19 protein-coding genes are annotated in these 21,604 nt (G+C 72.8%); 2 read left to right on the top strand and 17 right to left on the bottom strand.

The window, feature by feature from the left end; genetic code table 11:
• The first annotated feature begins 61 nt into the window (after window positions 1-61).
• The gene (locus QLQ12_RS38255) at window positions 62-1,270 is read left to right on the top strand and encodes a barstar family protein (RefSeq protein WP_282765832.1); all 1,209 of its coding nucleotides are present in this window, start codon (window positions 62-64) and stop codon (window positions 1,268-1,270) included.
• A gap of 27 nt (window positions 1,271-1,297) precedes the next feature.
• On the opposite strand, the gene QLQ12_RS38260 is transcribed toward QLQ12_RS38255, so the two are convergent.
• The 5 genes from QLQ12_RS38260 to QLQ12_RS38280 all read right to left on the bottom strand — a co-directional run bounded on the left by QLQ12_RS38260 (window position 1,298) and on the right by QLQ12_RS38280 (window position 5,072).
• Complete coding sequence (locus QLQ12_RS38260) at window positions 1,298-1,708, bottom strand: PPOX class F420-dependent oxidoreductase (RefSeq protein ID WP_282765833.1); 411 nt, start codon at window positions 1,706-1,708, stop codon at window positions 1,298-1,300.
• A 46-nt stretch (window positions 1,709-1,754) separates the two neighbouring features.
• Window positions 1,755-2,150 carry a VOC family protein gene (locus QLQ12_RS38265; protein WP_282765834.1) on the bottom strand — a complete coding sequence of 132 codons (396 nt, stop codon included), beginning with the start codon at window positions 2,148-2,150 and terminating at the stop codon, window positions 1,755-1,757.
• Between the two features lie 100 nt (window positions 2,151-2,250).
• Entirely contained in the window at window positions 2,251-3,495 is a 1,245-nt protein-coding gene (locus QLQ12_RS38270) for an MFS transporter (protein ID WP_282765835.1), read from the bottom strand.
• 28 nt (window positions 3,496-3,523) lie between these two features.
• Entirely contained in the window at window positions 3,524-4,381 is an 858-nt protein-coding gene (locus QLQ12_RS38275) for a CPBP family intramembrane glutamic endopeptidase (protein WP_282765836.1), read from the bottom strand.
• Window positions 4,382-4,457: 76 nt separating this feature from the next.
• Window positions 4,458-5,072 carry a TetR/AcrR family transcriptional regulator gene (locus QLQ12_RS38280; RefSeq protein ID WP_282765861.1) on the bottom strand — a complete coding sequence of 205 codons (615 nt, stop codon included), beginning with the start codon at window positions 5,070-5,072 and terminating at the stop codon, window positions 4,458-4,460.
• Between the two features lie 101 nt (window positions 5,073-5,173).
• Between QLQ12_RS38280 and QLQ12_RS38285 the strand changes: the two genes are divergently transcribed.
• Entirely contained in the window at window positions 5,174-6,352 is a 1,179-nt protein-coding gene (locus tag QLQ12_RS38285; RefSeq protein WP_282765837.1) for a macrolide family glycosyltransferase, read from the top strand.
• 15 nt (window positions 6,353-6,367) lie between these two features.
• Here QLQ12_RS38285 and QLQ12_RS38290 read toward each other — a convergent pair whose 3' ends face one another.
• From QLQ12_RS38290 to QLQ12_RS38345, 12 genes are all read right to left on the bottom strand, one after another.
• Window positions 6,368-6,946, bottom strand: coding sequence for an NUDIX domain-containing protein (locus QLQ12_RS38290; RefSeq protein ID WP_282765838.1), 579 nt, complete (start codon window positions 6,944-6,946; stop codon window positions 6,368-6,370).
• 1 nt (window position 6,947) lies between these two features.
• Window positions 6,948-8,672, bottom strand: coding sequence for a CTP synthase (locus QLQ12_RS38295; RefSeq protein WP_282765839.1), 1,725 nt, complete (start codon window positions 8,670-8,672; stop codon window positions 6,948-6,950).
• A gap of 119 nt (window positions 8,673-8,791) precedes the next feature.
• A complete protein-coding gene (locus QLQ12_RS38300; protein WP_282765863.1) occupies window positions 8,792-10,924 on the bottom strand; it encodes a hypothetical protein in 2,133 nt (710 codons plus the stop codon).
• Between the two features lie 98 nt (window positions 10,925-11,022).
• Window positions 11,023-12,159 carry a glycosyltransferase family 4 protein gene (locus tag QLQ12_RS38305; RefSeq protein WP_282765840.1) on the bottom strand — a complete coding sequence of 379 codons (1,137 nt, stop codon included), beginning with the start codon at window positions 12,157-12,159 and terminating at the stop codon, window positions 11,023-11,025.
• Window positions 12,160-12,228: 69 nt separating this feature from the next.
• Window positions 12,229-13,797: a murein biosynthesis integral membrane protein MurJ gene (gene murJ, locus QLQ12_RS38310; RefSeq protein WP_407651681.1), complete on the bottom strand. Its 1,569-nt coding sequence runs from the start codon at window positions 13,795-13,797 to the stop codon at window positions 12,229-12,231.
• 65 nt (window positions 13,798-13,862) lie between these two features.
• A complete protein-coding gene (locus QLQ12_RS38315; RefSeq protein ID WP_282765842.1) occupies window positions 13,863-14,696 on the bottom strand; it encodes a hypothetical protein in 834 nt (277 codons plus the stop codon).
• Window positions 14,697-14,721: 25 nt separating this feature from the next.
• Window positions 14,722-15,651, bottom strand: a complete 930-nt coding sequence (locus QLQ12_RS38320; RefSeq protein WP_282765843.1) for a copper transporter — start codon at window positions 15,649-15,651, stop codon at window positions 14,722-14,724.
• Window positions 15,652-15,658: 7 nt separating this feature from the next.
• Complete coding sequence (steA, locus tag QLQ12_RS38325) at window positions 15,659-16,852, bottom strand: putative cytokinetic ring protein SteA (protein ID WP_282765845.1); 1,194 nt, start codon at window positions 16,850-16,852, stop codon at window positions 15,659-15,661.
• Window positions 16,853-16,905: 53 nt separating this feature from the next.
• Window positions 16,906-18,663, bottom strand: coding sequence for a DNA repair protein RecN (gene recN, locus QLQ12_RS38330; protein WP_282765846.1), 1,758 nt, complete (start codon window positions 18,661-18,663; stop codon window positions 16,906-16,908).
• A gap of 51 nt (window positions 18,664-18,714) precedes the next feature.
• Window positions 18,715-19,602 carry an NAD kinase gene (locus QLQ12_RS38335; RefSeq protein ID WP_282765847.1) on the bottom strand — a complete coding sequence of 296 codons (888 nt, stop codon included), beginning with the start codon at window positions 19,600-19,602 and terminating at the stop codon, window positions 18,715-18,717.
• Complete coding sequence (locus QLQ12_RS38340) at window positions 19,599-20,507, bottom strand: TlyA family RNA methyltransferase (RefSeq protein ID WP_282765848.1); 909 nt, start codon at window positions 20,505-20,507, stop codon at window positions 19,599-19,601. The genes QLQ12_RS38335 and QLQ12_RS38340 overlap by 4 nt, the downstream gene beginning before the upstream one ends.
• 58 nt (window positions 20,508-20,565) lie before the next feature.
• A complete protein-coding gene (locus QLQ12_RS38345; RefSeq protein WP_282765849.1) occupies window positions 20,566-20,799 on the bottom strand; it encodes a hypothetical protein in 234 nt (77 codons plus the stop codon).
• Between the last annotated feature and the right edge of the window lie 805 nt (window positions 20,800-21,604).

The following is a 21,604-nucleotide window of genomic DNA, read 5'->3' on the forward strand; positions in this document are numbered from 1 at the left end:
CTTTCCCGATTCGCGCACCGGCATCCCCCGGTCGGCGGTCCGGGCTGTACGGTTCCACCCGATGAGCGGCTTTCCCTGGCTTCTGGTGGACCAGAACACCGACGACGGTGAACTCGTGATCGCCGCCTGCTCCGAGATCGACGGTCTGTTCGTGGTGGAGCCCGAACCACCGGTCGAGCGATACAGCCTCCTCGGCTGCGAGCCGGCCGGCCGGCTGGCCGCCGCCTGCGCCGGCACCGGGCCCGCCTGGCTGGGAAACATCGGCCTCGACGCGGTGCACCCGCCGCACTCGAAACACCCGGAGCACTGCTGGCACTGCGCCGAGGAGTTGCTGGACATCACCGTCCTCGGGGCGCGGCCGTCGGTGCTCGGGCCGGGGCTGCTCGACGTGACGCTGGAGGGGCGGCTGCGGATCGAGGAGATGGCCCGGTTCGCCCGCGGCGCCGACCGGGCGCCCGACGCGGACGGATTCCTGCTGGTCGGCGTCACCGGGCACGGTGACGAGGACTTCGGGATCTGCCGGGAGGTGGCCGGGGTGTTCCGGTCCCGGCCGGCTCCGTCACCGCGCGGCGCGGCGCTGATCGGCTGCCGGCCCGAACCGCCGCTGCAACGTGCCCTCGACGCTCTGGCCCGCGGCGCGGCCCGGCGACGGCGCTGGGTGCAGGGCTCGATCTTCAGCGTGGACCGGGACGGCACCGCCGTCGGCATGGTCGGCGCGGGCCTCGGGGCCGAAGTCGCCACGGTACGGCCGTCGCGTCTCGGCGCCGGCCTGGTGGACGTCACCCTCGAACCCACCTACGGCGACGCCATCGGCGGTCCCCGCCCGGCCGGGGCCCGCACCGTCTGGCAGCGCTGGCGGGCCGGCCGCCCCGACGTCCACGGCGAATGGGCCGAGTACGACGCCGACCTGCGCCACGAATGGGCCGGGGTCGCCCTCGCCCACCACGAGCAGCGGCCGGACCGGCCGGCCGGCACCCGTTACCACATGGCCGGCCGGCACATCACCGACGTGGAAGGCTTCTTCTGCGCCATCGGCGAGGCGGTCAACGGCCCCGGCGGCTATTTCGGCTGGAACCTGGGCGCGCTGCACGACTGCGCCAACGGCGGCTGGGGCGCGGCCCCCGGGTTCAGCCTGGTCTGGCACGACTCCGAGGTGGCCCGCACCCACTTGACGGACGGTTACGACCGGCGCTGGTGGACGCCTGCCGTCACGATGGACGACCTGCTCGGATACCTCGCCGACTCCGGCGTCGACGTCGACCTCCGCTGACCGATTCCGTTCACCGAAGACCGGTCGTCAGGCAGCGGGGATGTCGCGCTTGTTGACGGTGAGCTGGTGGGCGTCGCCGTCCGGCTCGTCGAGACCGAAGGAGATCACGCGCCGCGGGTGGATCCGGATGATCGGGTCGGGGGTCTCCAGGGCCTCGCCGTGGCCGCGGATCTCCACGCAGCGCACCCGCCACGGGTTCACCGACGGCACGTCGTCGACCACGAACGCCACCCGGCCGTTGTCCGCCACGTTGCGGAACTTGCGGCTCGCCGCCATGTTGTAGCCGGTGATGTCGATCGTGCCGGTCTCCGCGTTGTAGCGGTAGCCGACCGGGCTGACCTGCAGCGTCCCGTCCGGCTGGACCGTGGCGAGCCGGCCCAGCCGCTGGACGGCCAGATATTCGAGTTCGGTGGCGGTGAAAGGCGCGATGACAGACATGCGCCCAGCCTCCGACCTCAACATGGGTTGAGGTCAAGTGCTCCGGTCAGCCGACGAAGACACAGAAGGTGTGGCCGGCTGGGTCGGCGTACACCCGCAGGGGTTCTTCGGGGTCGTCGCTGCGGTCGAACCGCAGCGTGGCGCCCAGGCTGAGCGCGCGTTCGTGTTGCCGGTCCAGTTCCTCGACCGAGTCGACCGCCGTGTCCAGGTGCATCTGCTGCGGCACCTCGTCGCCGGGCCAGGTCGTCGGGCGGACCCCGTCGGTCTGCTGGAAGGCCAGCTGCCAGGAACCGTCCGCGGGCTCCAGGACCAGCCAGTCGCTTCCGGCCGCCGGTTCGTCGCCCTTGCGGTACGAAAGGCCGAGCAACTGCCGGTAGAACTCGGCGAGCCCGTACGCGTCGGTGGTGTCCAGCACGAACGACCGGAGCTTCGGAACGGCCATGGCGCCTCCTGGCGAGATCGACGGAACGGGGCCAGGTCCTCGGCATACCCGCCCGGGACGACTTGATGCGCCGCGCCGCCCGGGCGGGGTGGGGTCCGGTTCAGGCCACCGGCACCGGCTCGTTGCGGGGCGTGCGCGCGATCCAGCGCACCACCGGCCGGCAGGCGACCGCGCAGACCACGAAGATCGCCCCGATCACCCACCAGCCCCAGCCGCCGGTCTCGATGGCGAGGATGGTGAAGCCGGCCGGGCCGACCATCTTGGCCAGCCCGCCCACCGACTTGCCCAGGCCGACGTAGGCGCCGCGCTGGTCGGCGGGTGGCACCTCGGTGTTCAGGTACCACTGCGCCGACGACAGCCACAGTTCGGTGCCGGTGAGCAGTGCCACGGCCGCGGCGAGCACGGCGACCGTGACCCATCCCTGGGTGCGGCCGCTGAGCGCCACGATCGGGCAGGCGATCGCGGCCGCGATCGCCGCCCAGCGCAGCAGCCGGGTGGCGCCGTGCAGGGTGTCGGCGCCTCGCGCGGCCCGCACCTGCAGCAGCACCGCCATCACCGTGTTCAGCGCGACCAGGGCGCCGAGCACCGGTTTCGGCGCGTCGGTCATGGTGATCGCCCACAGTGGGAGGACTTCGGCCCAGATGGTGCCGTGCAGCCAGAGGACGCCGATGAGCACCGCCGACGTCGTGTACGGGTGGTCGCGCAGCACGCCCCACGGGCTGGGCCGCGGCCCGTCGGCCCGGGCCGGGGTCTCCGCTTTCGGCATCCGGGCCACGAAGAACGCGTTGAGGGCGATGCCCACGGCCGCGGTCAGCACCAGGATCAGCAGTCCCGGCCGGCTGTCGAGGGCGAGGGCGGCGGCGCCGATCCCGGATCCGAGGGTGAAGCCGACGTTCAGGTAGGCGCGGTTGAACGCCATCACCCGGACCCGGCCCTCCTTGGGCACGACCGCGGCCGTGTAGACCACCCGCCCCGCGTTGGCCAGCGCCTCCGCTGTGGTCTGCGCGCAGATCACCAGCAGGAACAGCAGGAAGCCGTCGGCCAGCGGGTAGGCCGCGAACGCCGCCGCCTCGGCGAGCGCGCCGATCACCCAGGCCCGCTGCCCGCCGATCCGGTCGGCGAGGTGCCCGAACGGCATCGATCCGACCAGGCCGACGAACCCGGCCGCGGAGAGCCCGATGCCGATCTGTATCGGTGTCAGCCCCACGTACAGGCTGAAGAACACCACGCTTCCGGTGAGGAAGGCGCCGTTGCCGACTGCGTAGATCAGGGACTGGATCGCGAGCGTGCGCGGCAGTCCGGGCGGTGGCAGGATCTTTCCGATTGTTCCCCGTAGCTCAGCCATCGCCGTACATAAGATCATTTCCCCGGGGTCAGACGAAGAGCGGGATCAGGGCCAGAGCGTTCGCGGCGCCGTGCACCACGAAGATCGCCCACATGTTGCGGTACCGCGACCACAGGTACCCGGCCATCAGAGCGAGCGCGCCGGTCGACGTGATCGTCCCCAGCGCCACCACGACGCTCGGCTCGTCGACCAGCCGGTAGGCGTGCATCAGCACGAAGAGCAGTGCCGCGGCGGTGATCGCCGGCCACCGGCCCCACAACGCTTCCAGCCGGGTCTGCAACGCCACCCGGTAGAACCACTCCTCCAGCACACTGGCGGTGAAGAACACGAACAGCATCGTCAGGGCCAGCTCGACACGGTCCCAGTCCGCGTACCCCGAGACGTCCTCGCCGCCGCCCGCGAGAGGACTGTAGAAGTACAGGTAGCCCCAGGCGAGGACGGCCGGCACAGGCCCCAGCCGGTACCACAGCCGGGGCACTCGCTCGCGGTGGGCGCGCGCCGGCGATCGCCCCCGGGCCGACCTCAGCACCAGCCATCCGCCGCCGAGCAGCACCAGCACCTTGACCAGCGGATAGAGGTCACTGCCGCCGGGCAGCGCCCGCACCGCGATCGCCAGCGCCGTGAACAGCAGCGCCACCCCGGCGAGCCCGCGCGCCTGCCGGCGCGTCACGTCGTCGCCGGCGATCGCCATCACCGGCAGCGAGGGTGGGACGAGACGGATCAGAATCAGACCCACGAGGCACGGGACGACGACCGCCGCCAGCGGCACCGCAGCCGCTTCCTCGTCCGCCGACGTGATGATCCTGGTGTGCCCGGTGGCCAGCAACAGGATCGGGGCCCCGGCAAGGACCGTCAGTCCGGCGGCGGTGGGCATCCACGTGCGCATCCGGCCATCATGGACTGTCGGGGCGCCCGGCACCGCCCGCGATCAGACCGTTTCCGGACATGTCCGAGATCTGATTTCAAGCCGTTCCGGGTCGCGGCTTTCCAGCCGTTCCGGGTCGCAGCGCCGCCATCGCGAGGTCGACGATGCCGTCCGCGTACTCCTCGGTGAGCGGGCCGGTGCGCATCATCCAGCGGTGGTACATCGGCCCGATGAGCAGCTCGACGGCCTGGTCGAGATCCACCTCGGGGCGCAGGTCTCCCGCCTCGCGGGCGGACCGCAGCCGGTCCTTGACGGTGTCGAGCTGGGGCCGGAGCATCCGGTCGCGCATCTGGTCGGCGAACGCCTCACTGGACAGGGTCTCGATGGTGAGGGCGCGGGTGGTCGCGGAGAGCCGGGGGTCGGCGAGTTCGGCGACGATCGCGCGGACGACGACGCGCAGGTCGGCTTCCAGGTCGCCGGTGTCGGGCAGGGCCTGCGGACCGGCTGCGGCGGCCTGCTCGACGAGCGCGTCGAGGACGACCGCGCCCCGCCCGGGCCACCAGCGGTAGATGGTCTGTTTGCCGACACCGGCCCGGCTCGCGATCGCCTCGATGGTGAGGTCGGCGTATCCGGACTCGCGCAGCAGGGCCAGCACGGCGTCGAGGATCGCCGTGCGGGAGCGTTCACTGCGGCGGGCGGCGTTGGGCATGATCGGAACACTACCGGAAACGAGACGAGACGTCTCGCCTTGACAACTCCGGGCAGAAGCGAGACGCTACGTCTCGTCTTGTTGAACCGATCGGAAGAGCCACCATGCCTCGTGCACACATCGCCATGGTCAGCATCCCGTTCCCCGGCCACGTCAACCCGAGCATCGAGGTCATCCGGGAACTGGCCGCTCGCGGGCATCGGGTGACCTACGCCAACGACCCGTCCTGGGCCGAGGCCGTCGAGGCCATCGGCGCCGAGCTCAAGCCCTACCGGTCGTCGCTGCCGTCCGGCGACGACGACTGGGCCGGCGACACGATCGACCACCTCACGGTCTTCCTCGACGACGCGGTCGCGATGCTCCCGCAACTGCGCGAGGCGTACGACCAGGACCGCCCCGACCTGTTCCTGTACGACATCGCCGGCGCCCCGGCCCGGCTGCTCGCCGAGGAATGGGGCATCCCGTCGATGCAGCTCTCCCCCACCTTCGTGGCTTGGGAGGGCTTCGAGCGGGAGATGGCCCCGATGATCGAGCAGATGCGCGCCGATCCGCGCGGCGCCGACTACTACCGCCGGTTCGAGCGGTGGCTCGCCGGCAACAAGTCCTCGACCACCGACAGCATGGCGTTCCAGGGCCGCCCCGACCGGGGACTGGTTCTGATCCCCCGGCACATGCAGCCGAACGCCGACCGTGTCGACGACGGTGTCTTCCGGTTCGTGGGCCCGATCCTGGGCGACCGCCACGACCAGGGCGACTGGACCCGGCCGGCGGACGCCGAGAACGTGCTCCTGGTGTCGCTGGGCTCCACGTTCACCGAGCATCCGGAGTTCTACCGGCGCTGCGCGGAGGCGTTCGGCGGCCTCCCCGGATGGCACACCGTGCTGCAGATCGGCCGGCACGTGGACCCGGCCGTGCTCGGCGACCTGCCGCCCGGCGTGGAGGCGCACCAGTGGGTCCCGCAACTGCGGATCCTGCGCCAGGCCGACGCGTTCCTCACCCACGGCGGCATGGGCGGTTCGGTGGAGGGCCTGTACTGCGGCACCCCGATGCTGGTCGCCCCGCAGGCGGCCGACCAGTTCGGCAACGCCGACCGGCTGACCGAGCTCGGCGTGGCCCGCCGGATCGACACCGAGATCACCGCCGCGGAGCTGCGGGCCGCTCTCCTCGGCCTGATCAACGACCCGGAGGTCCGCCGTACGAGCGCCCGCATCAGCCGGGAACTGCAGGAGCAGAGCGGCGCCGGATACGCCGCGGCGCTCATCGAAGCCGAACTGCCCCGATGAGCGCCGCGGATGACGTCAGGAGGCCCGCAGCACCGTCCAGCCGGTGTCGCGGGCCCGGGCGGCGGCCAGGACGCCACCGACCGCGGCCGCATTGGTGATCTCACCGCGGAACACCATGGCGACGGCCTCGTCCAGGTCGACGCGGCGCACCTCCAGATCGGCCTCCTCGGCGGTCCGCACGTGCCGGTCCACCTCGGGCACCGGCGCCAGATCACGGGCCAGGAACACCCGCACCCGCTCGTCGGCGAAGCCGGGCGAGGTGTGCAGGTCGATCAGCGGCTCGATGCGGCCGGCCGTCAGGTCGGTCTCCTCGGCCAGTTCCCGGGCCGCGGTGAGCGCCTCGTCCTCGCCGGCCACGTCCCGCAACCCGGCCGGCAGCTCCCACAGGTGCTCGCCGACCGGGTGGCGGTACTGCTTGATCAGCACGACCCGGTCCTGCTCGTCGAGCGCGACCACCACGACGGCGCCCCGGTTCTCGACCACGTCCCGGGCGGCGGTGCTGCCGTCGGACATGGTCACCTGGTCGGTGTAGACCGAGAAGATCGCGCCGTGATAGCGCTCGGCCCGGGACACCGTCTCGTGGGCGAACCCCATGTCAGGCGCCCTCGACCGGGTCGATCTCGACCGGCAGCTCGTCGGCGGCGGCGTACGTGATGGCGGCCTTGACGAGGCCGTCGAAGAGCGGGTGCGGCCGTGTCGGCCGGCTCTTCAGCTCCGGGTGCGCCTGGGTGGCCACGAAGTACGGGTGCACCGCACGGTCCAGCTCGATGAACTCGACCAGCCGGCCGTCCGGCGACGTGCCGGAGAAGATCAGGCCGGACTGCGACAGCTTGTCGCGGAAGTCGTTGTTCACCTCGTAGCGGTGGCGGTGCCGCTCGGAGATCTCCGTGGCACCGTAGACCTCGGCGACGATCGAGCCGTCCTTGAGCTTCGCCGGGTACGCGCCGAGCCGCATGGTGCCACCCAGGTCGCCCTTGCCCGCGACGATCTCCTCCTGGTCGGCCATCGTCGAGATGACCGGGTAGGTCGCCTTCTCGTCGAACTCGACCGAGTTGGCCCCGGCCAGGCCGGCCAGGTTGCGGGCCGCGTCGATGGTCATGCACTGCAGTCCGAGGCAGAGGCCGAGGATCGGGATCCCGTTCTCCCGCGCGTACCGCGAAGTGTTGACCTTGCCCTCGATGCCGCGGACGCCGAACCCGCCGGGGATGACGATGCCGTCGACGCCCTTCAGGGCGGCGGCCGCGCCGGCCGGAGTCACGCAGTCGTCGCTCGGCACCCACCGGATCTGGATCTTCACGGTGTTGCCGAACCCGGCCGCGCGGATCGCCTCGCTGACCGACAGGTACGCGTCCGGCAGGTCGACGTACTTGCCGACCAGGCCGATGGTGATCGTCCGCTTCGGGTGGTGGACCCGCTCCAGCAGATCGTTCCAGGTCTTCCAGTTGACGTCCCGGAACGACAGGCCGAGACGGCGCACCACGTACGCGTCGAGGCCCTCGTCGTGCAGCACCTTCGGGATGTCGTAGATGCTCGGCGCGTCCGGGCAGGCGATGACGGCTTCGGCGTCGACGTCGCAGTAGAGCGCGAGCTTGTGCTTCATCTTCTCCGGGATCTCCCGGTCGCTGCGGCAGATCAGCGCGTCCGGCTGGATGCCGATGTTGCGCAGCGCCGCCACCGAGTGCTGCGTCGGCTTGGTCTTCAACTCACCCGAGGGGGCGAGGTAGGGGACCAGCGACACGTGCAGGTAGAAGACGTGATCACGGCCGACCTCGTGGCGGACCTGGCGGATCGCCTCCAGGAACGGCAGCGACTCCATGTCGCCGACCGTGCCGCCGACCTCCGTGATCACCACGTCCGGGACGTTGCCGTTCTCGTCCGGGTCCGCCATGGCGAAGATCCGGCTCTTGATCTCGTTCGTGATGTGCGGGATGACCTGCACGGTGTCGCCCAGGTACTCGCCGCGCCGCTCCCGCGCGATGACCGCCGAATAGACCTGGCCGGTCGTCACGTTCGCCTTGCCGGAGAGGTCCCGGTCGAGGAAGCGCTCGTAGTGGCCGACGTCGAGGTCGGTCTCCGCCCCGTCCTCAGTGACGAACACCTCACCGTGCTGGAACGGGTTCATCGTTCCCGGGTCGACGTTCAGGTAGGGGTCGAGCTTCTGCATCACGACGCGAAGGCCGCGGGCGGTGAGCAGATTGCCGAGGCTCGAGGCGGTGAGGCCTTTGCCCAGCGAGGAGGCGACGCCCCCGGTGACGAAGATGTGCCGCGTGTCGCGCTTCGATGAATCGCGCCCTGATGAATCGCGCACTGTAGTGGCCAAGGCCCGCTCCCGTGGTCGCCGAATTTCCGGTTCTTGCGGCCGGGGGCAAGCCCCATCCACGGGAGTTCACCGTAACACTGATTGCCGCCACCTCCACGTTCGGGCTGGTGACGTGCGTGTCATGGCACAGTTAATGGATCTTCGTCGGATTTACGGAGAAGCGGGCCGCCCGGGCCGTCGGTCTCGCCCGGAGGCGGGGTGCGGTCGGCCGCGTGCAGCAGCACCCGCAGGGCCGTGAGCACCGCGATCGGCACCGCCGCGGCGGCCGCGGCGCCGGCCGTGCCCAGCGCCGTGCCGCCCAGCACGCCCGCGATCAGCGTCGCCACCGCGGTCCCGGCCACCCCGGCCCGGACCGCCGGATTCAGGCCGTACAGCCGGTTCAGACCACCCCATGGGGAGAACTGGCAGAACGCCAGCATCGCCGCGCCGCACAGGGCGAGCAGCGTGAGCGGGCTGTCCAGCAGGGCCTGCCCGTTGCCGGCCGCGGCCCGCTGCATCGCCGGTCCGGCCGTCCCGTCGCCGAGAGCGGTCAGGAACCGGCCCAGCGTGCCCTGTTCCAGGGGCAGCCGCCGCAGGTCCAGCACCGCGAACGTGATAGTCACCACGACGCCGGCCACCGCCGCCCAGGCGACCCGGGGGAAGGTCAGCCAGCCACCGGTGCTGATCGCCGCCGCCACACAGACGCCGGCCGTCAGCGCGATCGCACCGACCGGGTCCGCGCCCAGGTAAGGGCTGCCGATCATGACCACGCCCAGCCCGCCGAACGTCACCACGACCAGCGCCCGCCAGCGCCGGGTCACCCACTGGGCCAGCGAACCGGCCAGCAGGAACAACCCGGCCACGAAGACGCCCAGGCCGACGCTGCCCAGTCCGGCGTACCGGATCCCGTGGACCGCCGAATAACCGGCCACGCCGTTGAGCTGCAGCCGCGCCCCGGTCGCCAGGTCCAATGTCACCACCAGCACGCCGACCGCGGACGTCGCCGCCATCGGCCACAGCGTCCGCTGGTACCGCGGCGCCAGCCGGATCAGCAGGGTTCCGGCGGCCATCAGCGCCGCCGTCGCCGACCCGAATATCCACGCCGGATGGGCGCTGCTCCACCACGGCACCACGTCGGCCAGCAGGGCCGCCGGGATCGCCAGGCCGGCCGCGATCAGCGCCAGCTCGGCCAGCTCGACCAGGCGGCGCGGCGGCAGCGGCGGGCCCAGCGGGCCGGCGTGCCGGCGGGCCCGGACCAGCACCGGGATCACCGCCACGAAGAGCACGAACTGCAGGCCCGCCAGCACCGCGAAGAAGATCTCGCCCACCCCGCGCTGGGCGATCGCCCGGCGGTCGGCGTCCCGCGGGCCCTGCATGGCCGCCGCCGGGTCCTCCGGGCGGCCCGGCATGACCGTCGCGGCGTAACCGGTGAACAGCTTCTCCGGGATCGGCCTGTCGAGCGCCGACAGCACGGTCGGCGCCAGGTCGACCAGTTGCAGATAGCCCTCCCGGCCGGTGCCGGCCGAAGTGAGCCAGCCGGTCCCCCAGCCGGGGCCCTCAGCGATGGCCACGTGCAGACGCGACGTGGGGTCGGTGTCGGCGAGGCCGGCGATCAGCATCAGCGAACGCTGCGGCCGGGCGGCCAGCACCTTCGCCAGGACACGGTCGGCGGCCTCCACCGCGGCCCGGCGCTCCGCGCCCTCGCCCGCGACCGTGCCCAGGTCGACGATGCTCAGCACACAGTCACCGAGCAGCGCGGCCGGGTCCTCGGGAAGCTCGGGCACGTAACGGTCGACACGGCCGAACGGACGGGCCGCGGCGATCGCGGCGCCCGGACCCACCGCGACCGTGCACCGCACCGACTCGGCCAGGGCGCCCGGCGTCGTCCCGTACGGCAGCCGGTCCTGATTGTTGCGGACCACCGCGGGCTGCTCGGCGAGGTTGGCGCCGATCCCGTCCGGCTGGGTCAGCCGGGGTTCGGCCGCCGGGCAGCGACCCGGCACCGCTCGGGTGTCCCAGGCCGCGTAGTTCCCGGCGCCCAGCGTCAGCCAGCCGTCCGACGGGCAGGTCACCGCATGCGCCGAACGCACCGACAGCCAGCCCACCGACCCGCGGGCCGCCTCCTGCCACAGCGCGGGAGTGCGCTGCGGGTCGAGGTCCTCCCAGCGCAGCCCGGCGGCCGCGGCCACCACCACGTAGTCGGCGTCACCGCCGCGCGGCTGCTCGGCCGGGCGGATCGCCAGCCCGGCCAGCGTCGCCGCGGCGACCAGCATGAGCAGCAGATAGGGCACCCAGACGGCGGCCAGCGGCCCCCGCGGGGTGCCGGGCGGGCGGACCCGTCGCAGACGGTCGAGCTGACCCGGTTTGGCGGTCACCGGCGAACCGCCGCGACTTCCGCGTAGCCCGACCGCACATCGGCGACCACATCGGCCTCACCGGGCCAGGTGGCGGCCTGCCGCGGCCCCCGGGCCGCGTAGTCCGCGCGCAGCCCCGGATCGGCCAGCAGCCGCCGGACCGCCTCGTCGAGCGCGTCCAGGTCGTTCGGCGGAATCTGGACGGCCGCGTCGCCGACCAGGGCCGGCAGCCCGCCGACCGCCGTCGTGACCAACGGCACCCCGGCGTGCAGCGCCTCCTGCGCGAACAACTGCCTCGCCTCCCAGTCGCTGGTGATCACCGCCACGTCGGCGCCGAGCAGCAGCTCGGGCACGTCGGTGCGGTGCCCGAGCAGGTGGACCGGGGCGTGCAGCCGGGACGCGCGCTGCGCCAGCGGCATGTAGCTGGGCCCGGAGCCCGCGATCACCACCACCGGAGCCGGGTTCAGGTCGCGCCACCGGGCGGCGGCGTCGATCAGCAGATCGTGGTGTTTCTGCGGGTGCAGGCGGCCGACCGAGAGGATCAGCGGGGTCTCGCCGCGCAGCCGGAACTCGGCACGGACCGCCGACCGGGTCCGCTTCGGCGGCGCCAGCTGCGGCGTGGCCACCGGCCCCAGCCGCGCGTTACGGGCGCCGAGCGCCACCGCCCGCTGCACCAGATCGTCCGAGGCGCCCAGGGTCAGCGCGGCGTTGCGCGCCACGATCCGCTCCAGCAGGGCGCCGGCCTGACCGCGCAGACCACGCGCGAGGACGGCGTTGTGCCAGGTCACCACCAGGGGTACGCCGGTCCGCGCGACCGCGGCCACGAAAGCGGCCCGCAACCCGTGCGCGTGGATCACCTCGGCGTCGCGCCCGGCGATCGCCTTGCGTAGCTGGCGGATCGCGCCGGAGTCCTGCGGCCCCGGGTCGGCCGGGATCTCCACCACCGCGAACTCGAGGCCGCTCGCCGAGAATCCGAAGTGCTGGTCGACCGCGGACGGCCCGCACACCAGCACCCGGCAGCCCCCGGCGACCAGGCCCCGGGCCAGTGAGGCGACGTGCTGGCCGATCCCGCCGGTACTGGACGCCACCACCAGCACGACCGAGCCGCGCCACCCTCCGTCGCTGCTCACGACCCGACTACCCCTCTCTGGCATGTTCTCGCTTCCGGCCCGGCCGGGATCTCGCATCCGGGCCGGGGTTCCGGCCGGGCACCCGACGGGCGCTCACCTGCCGAGTCGTCTCCGCAGCGTGGCGACCAGCGGGCCGAGGTCCCGCCGGTCCAGCACGAAGGCCACCCCGATGAACACCACGGCGACCACGACACCGCCCAGCATGCCCGCAACGAGGCTGCCGAGCACGCCCGGGGTGGGCCAGAACGCCGACCCCACACCCGCCACCACACCCCACCCGGCCGCCCCGGCCACGACCGCCGCCGCCACCGCGGCCAGCAGCGCCCGGCCCAGGCCGGCGAGGGCCACCGGGCCCGCGTGCCGGCGCACCGCCAGGACCAGCAGCAGGCCGGTCACCGACATGCCGATCGCGTTGGCCAGGCCGAGCCCGAACACCACCCGGCCGTCCCCGGCGACGGTCGTGACGACCGTCACGGCGACACCGGCGGTGAGCCATCCCACGGCCGAGGCGGCCGCGGCCGCCGCCGTGGCGCCTCGCGCGTACAGCGCCCGCGACAACAGCGCGAACAACGCGTAGCCGATCAGCCCGGGCGCGAACCCGACGACACCGGCGGCCGCGCCACGCACGTTCATCAGGAGGGTCAGCGGGATCGCCAGCCCGGCCAGTGCGGCGGTGCCGAGCCCGGCGAGCAGCACGACCGACCGGGCCGTGCCGGCGAGCGCGGAGGCGTACCCCGTCTCGTCACCGGCCGAAGCCGAGGCCGCGAGCCGCGGGTAGACGGCGGTCGCCAGCGGCACCGCGAGCACCGCCCACGGCAGCAGGAAGACGGTCTGGGCGCCGGTGTAGGCAGCCATCTGCCGGGCCGCGAGAATGACGATCAGGGCGGCCACCACCTGCTGCGCGCCCACCGTCACCGCGCCCGCCCAGCCCAGGCGGACCGCCAGCCGGCCCTCGTCCCCGGGGAATCTCCACGTCGGCCGGATCCGCAGGCGCAGACGCGCGACCGGGATCAGCAGGCACAGGCTGAGCACCACCACGCCGAGGGTGGTGCCGCCCGACAGCGTCAGCTCCCCGGCACGGCTCAAGCCGGCGAACCCGGTCCGGGCCCCGTCGACCGCCGCGTAGGCCAGGTATGCCGTCATCACGGTCACGCTGGACAGCAGCGGCGCGACCACCGGCCAGGCGAACCGGTGATGGGCCTGGAGCACGCCGGTCAGCACGATCCCGACGCCGTAGAGCGGCAGTTGCGGCGCGAAGACCCGCAGCATCCGGGCGGCGACCTCCTGATGCTCCGGCGGCACGTCGCTGAGCAGCCCGGTGATCGGGCCGGCCGCGAGGAACACCACCACGGCGAGCGGAATCATCAGCGCCAGCACCCAGGTCAGCAGCGCCGAGGTGACCCGGCCGACGCGCTCGGCGTCGCCCGCGGCCACCGCACCGGCCAGCAGCGGCACCACCAGGCTGGCCAGGGCGCCGCCGGCGACCAGTTCGAACACGATGTTCGGGACCAGGTTGGCGGCCAGATAGAGGCTGGCCAGGCCGTCGTCGCCAACCATGTAGAAGAACACCGTCGTGCGGCCGAACCCGGCGAGCCGGGCCACGACCGTCAGGATCGAGATCAGGGCGGCGGCGCCGGCGAGCCGGCCGGCCGTACCACGCAGGCCTTGGCCTCGGCTTTTGGAGGGATGACCGGAAGAGGGCGGCGCGCCGTTCTCGCCGGGGATCGTCACGCCTGAGGTGGCCGGCGGCCGAGTTCGTCGAGGCGCCGCAACCACGGGGTGTCCTGGATGACCTTGGTGAAGCTGACCTTCTCACTGGCCGCCGTCAGCGCGGCCAACGCCGCCAGCGCGGACGCCCGCCCGGCCGTCCCGGCGCGGGCCACGAACGCCACCCCGAGCAGCGCCCCGAGCGCGTTCGCCCCGGCGTCGCCGAGCATGATCTCCTCGTTCAGGTCGTCGGGCAGCAGCGCCGCCCCGGCGCCGAGCGTCCCCGCGGCCATCGAGGCGTTCCGCCCCACCGCGAGCGGCGCGCCGAGGACCGCGCCCGCCTTGAGCGCCCGCCCCGGCCGCAGATCGAGCAGGTTGAGCAGGTTCGCGGCGCCGGCGATCACGCCGGCGCCGAGCAGCACGTCGGCGCCTCGGCCGAAGCGGGACCGCCGCCCGCTGCCGATCAGCGCGGACGCCACCAGACCGGCCGCGCCCACCCCGGCGATCTTGACGAGGCCGCTGGTGACCCGGCCCTCGCGCAGCGCGCCCAGATGACCGGCGAAACCCTTGGCCGCTTTCTGCTCCGGCCGGTTGCCGACCACGTCGTCATAGAAGCCGACCGCGCCGCTGACCGCACCGGCGGCCACCGCGGCGGCGGCCAGACGGCCGTTCGGCGCTCCGGAGGCAGCGCCGAACGTGGCGCCGGCGGCGAGAGCCGGGCCGCCGGCGAGCGTCACGGTGCGCCCGTGGAAGTTGGTCCGCTGCAGGTGAACGGCCTTCGGGTCGCGCCGCACCCAGGCGAGCGCGGCCCGGGCGGCCAGCGCGCCGACGACGGACGAACGGAGGTAGGACATGGCCGCAGAGTCTAGACGGGCGAGGTCAGGGCGCGGCCGACGGCACGATGGCGGTGGCGCCCGCGGACGTGCCGTACTGCCCGACCCGGTTCGTCACCAGCCGGTCGGCCGTGACCAGCGCGGTCACGACCTGGCCCTGCACGGTGCTCAGGTTGTCCACCGTGGAGATGTCCTTGGCCAGGCTCGGGTCGTTGCGGATGCTGGCGACCAGGTTTCCGTCACCCGCGACATCGCCGACCACGATCAGTGGCTGGTTCCTGCGGAACTCGGTGGCCACCGTGACGGCGGCCGCGCTCTTGCGCTCGGCCGTCTTGTCGGTCGCCGGAGTGCCGGCCACCAGCACGATCGCCTCGGCGCCACCGGTCGCGCCCTCCTGAACGGTGACGTAACCGGGCTGGGCGAAAGCGGCCAGCACCGCGGTCACATCGCCGGGGGTAGGCGTGGTCGGCCCCTGCAGCAGGGTCAGCGCGAGCAACGCGCTGGCCGTCTCGATGCCGTCGCTGTTGCGGGGCAGGCCGGCCGCCGGAATGCTGTCCTGCACCGACTCGTCGGCCAGATAGAGCAGCTCGTTGACGAAGCTGGCGTCGAAGAACTTCTCCTCGACCTCCACCCGTGCGGTGATCGTCGCGCCGGCCACGGTCAGCATCTTCGCCACGGCCTCGGCCGGCTCCTCGTTGCCGGGCAGCACCACCACGGCCAGTTTGCGGCCCGCCAGCTTGCCACTGAGCAGCATCGGCGCGATCTGGGTGGCGAAGTCCTGGTTGCGGTTGACCGCCTCGTTGAGCTGGGTGACCTGCTCGCGGCGGACGTTGTTGTCCTTGTTGAGCTCCTCCAGCTTGTTCTGGAGGTTCTCGGAGACCGGGCCGTTGAGCGCGGCGGTGCCGGCCACCAGGCCGATCGCCAGCGCGAGGAAGACCGCGGTGAGCGACACCACGTGGTACCGGAAGTTGATCACGACGCCCTCAGAAAAGATTGCCGAGCTGGAAGAGAAGATTGTCCCACCACTCGGACACGACGGTGAGGTATGCCTTCCCCACGGTGGAGACCGCCACCGCCGAGGCCATCGCGGCCACCGCGGACAGCACCAGCAGCAGCACCGCCGAGCCGGAGATGCTCTGCCGGTAGAGCCGGCTCACACCTTTCGCGTCGACCAGCTTGCCGCCGACCTTGAGCCTGGTGAGGAACGTCGACGCCATGCCGCCCCGGCCCTTGTCGAGGAACTCGACCAGGTTGGCGTGGGTGCCGACGGCCACGATCAGCGACGCGCCCCGCTCGTCGGCGAGAAGCATGGCCAGGTCCTCACTGGTCGCCGCGGCCGGGAAGGTCAGCGCGTCGACGCCCAGGTTCTCGACCCGCTTCAGGCCGGGGGCGCGACCGTCCGGGTACGCGTGGACGACGATCTCGGCGCCGCAGCGCAGCACGTCGTCGGTGACCGAGTCCATGTCCCCGATGATCAGGTCGGGGCTGTAGCCGTTCTCGACCAGCGCGTCGGCGCCGCCGTCCACCCCGATCAGCACCGGCTTGTACTCACGGATGTATGGCCGGAGAACCTCCAGGTCCTCCTTGTAGTCGTAACCGCGCACCACGATCAGCACGTGCCGGCCGGCGATGCGGGTCTCCACGTCAGGCACGCCGACACCGTCGAGCAGCAGATCGCGCTCCTGCTTCAGATAATCCATGGTGTTCGCCGCGAACGCCTCGAGCTGCACCGACAGGCCCTCGCGGGCGTCGGCCATCGACTTGGCGACGGTCTCCGCGTCCTGCCGGACCCCGGTGGCGACCGCCTTGCCGTCGAGCAGCACGGTGTCGCCCTCGATGCTGACGACCTTGCCCTCGCTCAGGCCCGCGAACACATCCTCGCCGAGGTCGTCGACGAGGATCACGCCACCCTGGATCAGCACCTCGGGACCGAGGTTCGGATAGCGGCCGGAGATCGACGGCTTGGCGTTGAGCACGGCCATGACGCCGGACGCGACCAGCGAGTCGGCGGCGACCCGGTCCAGGTCGACGTGATCGATCACCGCGATCTCACCGGGCCGCAGCCGGCCGGTCAGGCGCTTGGTCCGCCGGTCCAACCGGGCCACGCCGGAGACCGGGCCGGGCTCGGTGGCCCTGCTCCGGCGGAGGGTGGGAATGGGAAGTCGCATCCTGGCCATCCTGACACGCCCCCGCACCCGAGTCCCCCGCGACATGCGCCAGCTCACCTTTCTCAGGCGCGTTTCTCCCGCGCCGCCACGGAGAGTAGCTCCTCGGCATGCGCGATCCCCAAGTCGGAATCGGGCAGACCCGCGAGCATCCGGGACAATTCCCGAGCCCGCTCGGTCTCCTCGACGATTCGGACACCACTCGTGGTGATCGCCCCACCGGTGTCCTTCGCGACGACCAGATGGCGATCGGCGAACGCCGCGACCTGCGGCAGGTGCGTCACGACCAACACCTGATGGGTACGCGCCAGCCGCGCCAGCCGCCGCCCGATCTCCACCGCGGCAGTGCCGCCCACACCCGAGTCGACCTCGTCGAACACCAGGGTCGGCGGGCCACCCGCACCGGCGAACACCACCTCGATGGCCAGCATCACCCGGGACAGCTCACCGCCGGAGGCGCCTTTCTGCAGCGGCAGCGACGGCGCGCCCGGGTGCGCGTGCAGCCGCAGCTCCACCTCGTCGGCCCCGTCCGGCCCGGCGGCGAGAGTCTCGCCGTCGACCGTCACGGCCGGCTCGTCCCGCGACGGCGCCCGGGTCAGCACCGCCACCTCGACCCGCGCGTGTGGCATCGCCAGTCCCGCCAGCTCCACGCTGACCGCCTCGGAGAACCGGCCGGCCGCCTCCCGCCGGGCCGCGGTCAGCCGCCCGGCCAGCTCGGCGACCGTCGCCTCCAGCCGCTGCCGCTCCTTGTCGAGCTCGTCCAGCAGCTCGTCGGAGCTGTCCAGCAGGTTCAGCTTGGTGCGGGCGTTCTCCGCCCAGAGGATCACACCGTCGACGTCGTCCGCGTACTTCCGGGTCAGTGCCCGCAGCGCGGCCCGCCGCTCATAGATCGCCTCCAGCCGGGCCGGGTCCGCGTCGAGCGACCCCAGATAGGCCGACAGCTCCGAGGAGACGTCGCCGACCAGGGTGGCCGCCTCCTCGATCCGCGCGGCCAGGTCGCCCAGCGAGGGGTCCACCCCGGCCTGGCCCTCCAGGGTCCGCCGGGCCAGCCCGAGCAGCTGTGTCGCGTCGGGAGTGTCGTCGGCGAGCTCCACCCCACCGGCCAGCGCCTGCGCCGCGAGAGCCGCCGCGACACGCAGACCCTCGGCGTGCTCCAGCCGCTGCACCTCGTTGCGCAGATCATCGTCCTCGCCGGGCTGCGGATCGACCCGGGTGATCTCGTCGAGGCCGAGCTTGAGCAGGTCGGCCTCCTGCGAGCGCTGCCGTGCGTTGCGCCGGCGGTCGGCCAGGTCGTCGACCACCGCACGCCACCTGCCGAACGCCTCACGATAGGAGTCGATCAGTTTCTCGTGCCCCGGGCCGGCGAACCGGTCGAGCGCGGACCGCTGCTCCGACGGGCGTAGCAGACGCAGCTGATCGGACTGGCCGTGCACCGCCAGGATCTGCTCACCCAACTCGCTCAGCGTCGACACCGGCATGCTCCGGCCGCCGACGTGCGCCCGCGAGCGGCCCTCGGCCGTCACCGTGCGGCTGAGCAGGATCGACCCGTCGTCATCGGCCTCACCGCCGGCGTCGGTGATCCGGGTCCGCACCGCGTCGCCCAGGGTGCCGCGCAGTTTCAGCCGGCCCTCGACCACGGCCCGGCCCGGGTCGGCCCGAACCCGCCCGGCGTCGGCCCGGCCGCCGAACAGCAACCCCAGGCCGGTCACCACCATGGTCTTACCAGCGCCGGTCTCGCCGGTGATCACATTCATTCCCGACGTGAGGCGCAGCGTGGTGTCGTCGATGACGCCGAGCCCGGTGATGCGCAGTTCCTCCAGCACAGCCAGACAGTATCGGGACCCACCGACAATTGCCCAACTGTGATGGCCTGATCAGCGTCGATTCCCTCGCCAGCCGACGACCGGCAGTTCGAACTTCGCGACCAGCGTGTCAGTGAACGGCCGCGGCGCCAGGCGCACCAGCCGCACCGGCAACTGACCCCTTTCGACCGTCACCTTCGAGCCCGGCGGCAGGTCCCAAGTGCGTCGTCCGTCACAGCACAACACCGCAAATGACGTGTACGGGTCGACGGTCAGCACGAACGTCGACGTCGGCGCCGTCACGATCGGCCTGCTGAACAGCGCGTGCGCGCTGATCGGAACCAGCACCAGCGCCTCCACCTCGGGCCAGACCACCGGCCCGCCGGCCGAGAACGCGTACGCCGTCGACCCGGTCGGGGTGGCGCACACCACACCGTCGCAGCCGTACCGGGACAACGGCCGCCCGTCCACGTCCACGAGCAGTTCGAGCATCTGCGCCCGCTGCCCCTTCTCCACGGTCACCTCGTTGAGCGCCCAGGACTCGGCGATCAGGCGGCCCTCGTACTCGGCTCGCACGTCCAGGGTGAGCCGCTCGTCCACCGAGTAGTCACCGGCCACCACCTCGGCGACCGCCTCGTCGATGTGATCGATCTCGGCCTCGGCGAGGAAGCCCACCTTGCCCAGGTTGATGCCGAGCAGCGGCGTCTTCGACGGGCGGGCCAGCTCCGCCGCCCGCAGGAACGTGCCGTCACCGCCGAGCGCCATCACGATCTCGACACCCTCGGCCGCCTCCGGGCCGTCGACCGGCTTCACCTCGTCCGGCAGTTCCAGGTCGGCGACCTCCTCGGCGATCACCCGCACCTCGAAGCCCGCGGCGATCAGGTCCAGCGCCACCGCTCGGGCGTGCTGCGTACTCTGCCGGCGCCCGGTGTGCGTCACCAGCAGGGCCGAGCGCGTCATTTCTCCTCCAAGAGAGCTTCTTCGGCGCCGGCCGGCGCCGGCTCACCCGCCATCACACCGCTCACGCCGGCCGTCTCGCCGCCCGGATCGGCCATCTCGCCGGCCGGGCCGGCCTCCACCACGGCCTCGACCCGCGCCGGGTCCGCCGGTGGCGCGTCCCGCCGGAACCACACGAAGAACTCCACATTGCCACTCGGGCCCGGCAGCGGGCTGGCCGTCACATCCGCCACCCCCAGACCGAGCTCGGCGGCCACCGCCGCCACGTCCAGAACCGCCTCGGCGCGCAGCCGCCAGTCCCGCACCACGCCGCCCGCGCCGACCCGCTCCTTGCCGACCTCGAACTGCGGCTTCACCATCAGCGCCAGATCGCCGTCCGGCGCGGTGCACCCGGCCAGCGCGGGCAGCACCAGCCGCAGCGAGATGAACGACAGATCCGCCACGGTCAGGTCGACGACGCCACCGATCGACTCGGCGGTGATCGACCGCACGTTGGTGCGCTCCTGCACCACCACCCGCTCGTCGGTGCGGATCGGCCAGGCCAACTGCCCGTACCCGACGTCCACCGCCACCACCTGCCGGGCCCCGGCGCGCAGCAGCACATCGGTGAACCCGCCGGTGGAGGCGCCCGCGTCCAGGCAGCGACGGCCGGTCACGGTCAGGCCGCCCGCCCCGAACGCCGCCAGGGCGCCGGCCAGCTTGTGGCCACCCCGCGACACGTACTCGATCTGCGGATCCTCCCCGCTGACCACGATCGGGTCGGCCGGGTCGACCATGGCCGCCACCTTCTGCGCGACGGTGCCGCGCACCCGCACCCGGCCGGCCGCGACGAGCGCGGCGGCCTGTGGCCGGGAGCGGGCAAGTTTACGACGGACGAGCTCGGCGTCGAGACGCGCACGGCGGGCCATCAAGATCCTTTATCGGTACGGGTGATGCTGTACACCATCACCCGGGGCGGCTGACCGCTCAGCGGTCGATGCTGGCCAGGGTTTCCTGGAGCACCTGGTGCGCGGCCTCGAACTCGGCGATCTGCTCGGCCGGGGCCAGCCGCGCGGCGTTGGCGAGCGACCGTAACACCGCGTCGACTGCGGGGTGCCCGGTGTCCTCCCCATTTCCACCGGCGCCCGGGTGACGGTCCGCTCCCGCGGTGCCGGCCACACCCGATGGCCCGGTCGCCCGCGGGAACCCAGCAGCCCCCACCGAACCAGCGGACTCCCCGGAACCGTGCCCCTCCGCCGAACCGGCCGACTCCCCTGAGCCAGCCGACTCCGCCGAACCGGCGGACTCCGAACGCCGAGCGCCCTCGGAGGGATCGGCTGCGTCCGGGGAGCCGGGAGTACCTGAGGAACCGGGCTGCGAACCATGCCCACCTGGAGTCGCCGGCGAACCTCCCGGCCTCACTCCGAACCCGTACCCCGGAGTCCCGGGTCCGGACAGCGCGCCCGGCTGCGGACGTGGCCCAGCGGGCGGCGGCGTCGGCCGGAACCCGCCAGGCGGCGGGCCCGGACGCGGGGCATCCGCCTGCGCGGAGTTGGGATAGGTCACGGCCTCACGCCTCCGAGCTCTCGGTCCGGGTGACGGTCTCCGCCGCCGGGTTCGGCTGCGCGGGCACCTGTGCCACCTTCGTGGCCTTCGTTGCCTTGGCCGCCGGCGCCCCGGTACCGGCCGCCTTCCGCGGCGCGGCCTTGCGGGCCGTGCTCTTCCGCGTCCCGGTCTGCGGATCCCCGCTCGTGGCCGGTTTGCTCCGCTGGGGCGTAGCCTGCTTCGCCACGGTCCGCCCAGCGGAAGCCTGCTCGGCGAGAGCCTGTTTCACCGGCGTCCGCCTGCTGGAAGCCTGTTTCGACGGGGCCCGCTTACCGGCTGTCCGCTTGGCCCCGGCCGCATTGACCGGCCCACCCGCAGCCTCGCCGCCACCCGCTTCGCCACCCGCGGCCGCACCGCCGCCAGCCGCAGCCGCGTCGCCCGCTGCCTCAGCGCCGCCAGGCGCGTCACCCGCAGCCGCGCC

Origin of the sequence: Actinoplanes sandaracinus (assembly GCF_030009775.1) — a bacterium.
Lineage (GTDB): Bacteria > Actinomycetota > Actinomycetes > Mycobacteriales > Micromonosporaceae > Actinoplanes > Actinoplanes sandaracinus.

Coding starts and splice junctions, on each gene's coding strand:
- QLQ12_RS38260 (WP_282765833.1), bottom strand. CDS start 1,708: ATGTCTGTCATCGCGCCTTTCACCGCCACCGAACTCGAATATCTGGCC.
- QLQ12_RS38300 (WP_282765863.1), bottom strand. CDS start 10,924: ATGCTGGTCGCCGCGGCGACGCTGGCCGGGCTGGCGATCCGCCCGGCC.
- steA (WP_282765845.1), bottom strand. CDS start 16,852: ATGGCCAGGATGCGACTTCCCATTCCCACCCTCCGCCGGAGCAGGGCC.
- QLQ12_RS38290 (WP_282765838.1), bottom strand. CDS start 6,946: ATGGGGTTCGCCCACGAGACGGTGTCCCGGGCCGAGCGCTATCACGGC.
- QLQ12_RS38255 (WP_282765832.1), top strand. CDS start 62: ATGAGCGGCTTTCCCTGGCTTCTGGTGGACCAGAACACCGACGACGGT.
- QLQ12_RS38285 (WP_282765837.1), top strand. CDS start 5,174: ATGCCTCGTGCACACATCGCCATGGTCAGCATCCCGTTCCCCGGCCAC.
- QLQ12_RS38340 (WP_282765848.1), bottom strand. CDS start 20,507: ATGGCCCGCCGTGCGCGTCTCGACGCCGAGCTCGTCCGTCGTAAACTT.
- QLQ12_RS38335 (WP_282765847.1), bottom strand. CDS start 19,602: ATGACGCGCTCGGCCCTGCTGGTGACGCACACCGGGCGCCGGCAGAGT.
- QLQ12_RS38305 (WP_282765840.1), bottom strand. CDS start 12,159: ATGCCAGAGAGGGGTAGTCGGGTCGTGAGCAGCGACGGAGGGTGGCGC.
- QLQ12_RS38265 (WP_282765834.1), bottom strand. CDS start 2,150: ATGGCCGTTCCGAAGCTCCGGTCGTTCGTGCTGGACACCACCGACGCG.
- QLQ12_RS38315 (WP_282765842.1), bottom strand. CDS start 14,696: ATGTCCTACCTCCGTTCGTCCGTCGTCGGCGCGCTGGCCGCCCGGGCC.
- QLQ12_RS38270 (WP_282765835.1), bottom strand. CDS start 3,495: ATGGCTGAGCTACGGGGAACAATCGGAAAGATCCTGCCACCGCCCGGA.
- QLQ12_RS38275 (WP_282765836.1), bottom strand. CDS start 4,381: ATGCGCACGTGGATGCCCACCGCCGCCGGACTGACGGTCCTTGCCGGG.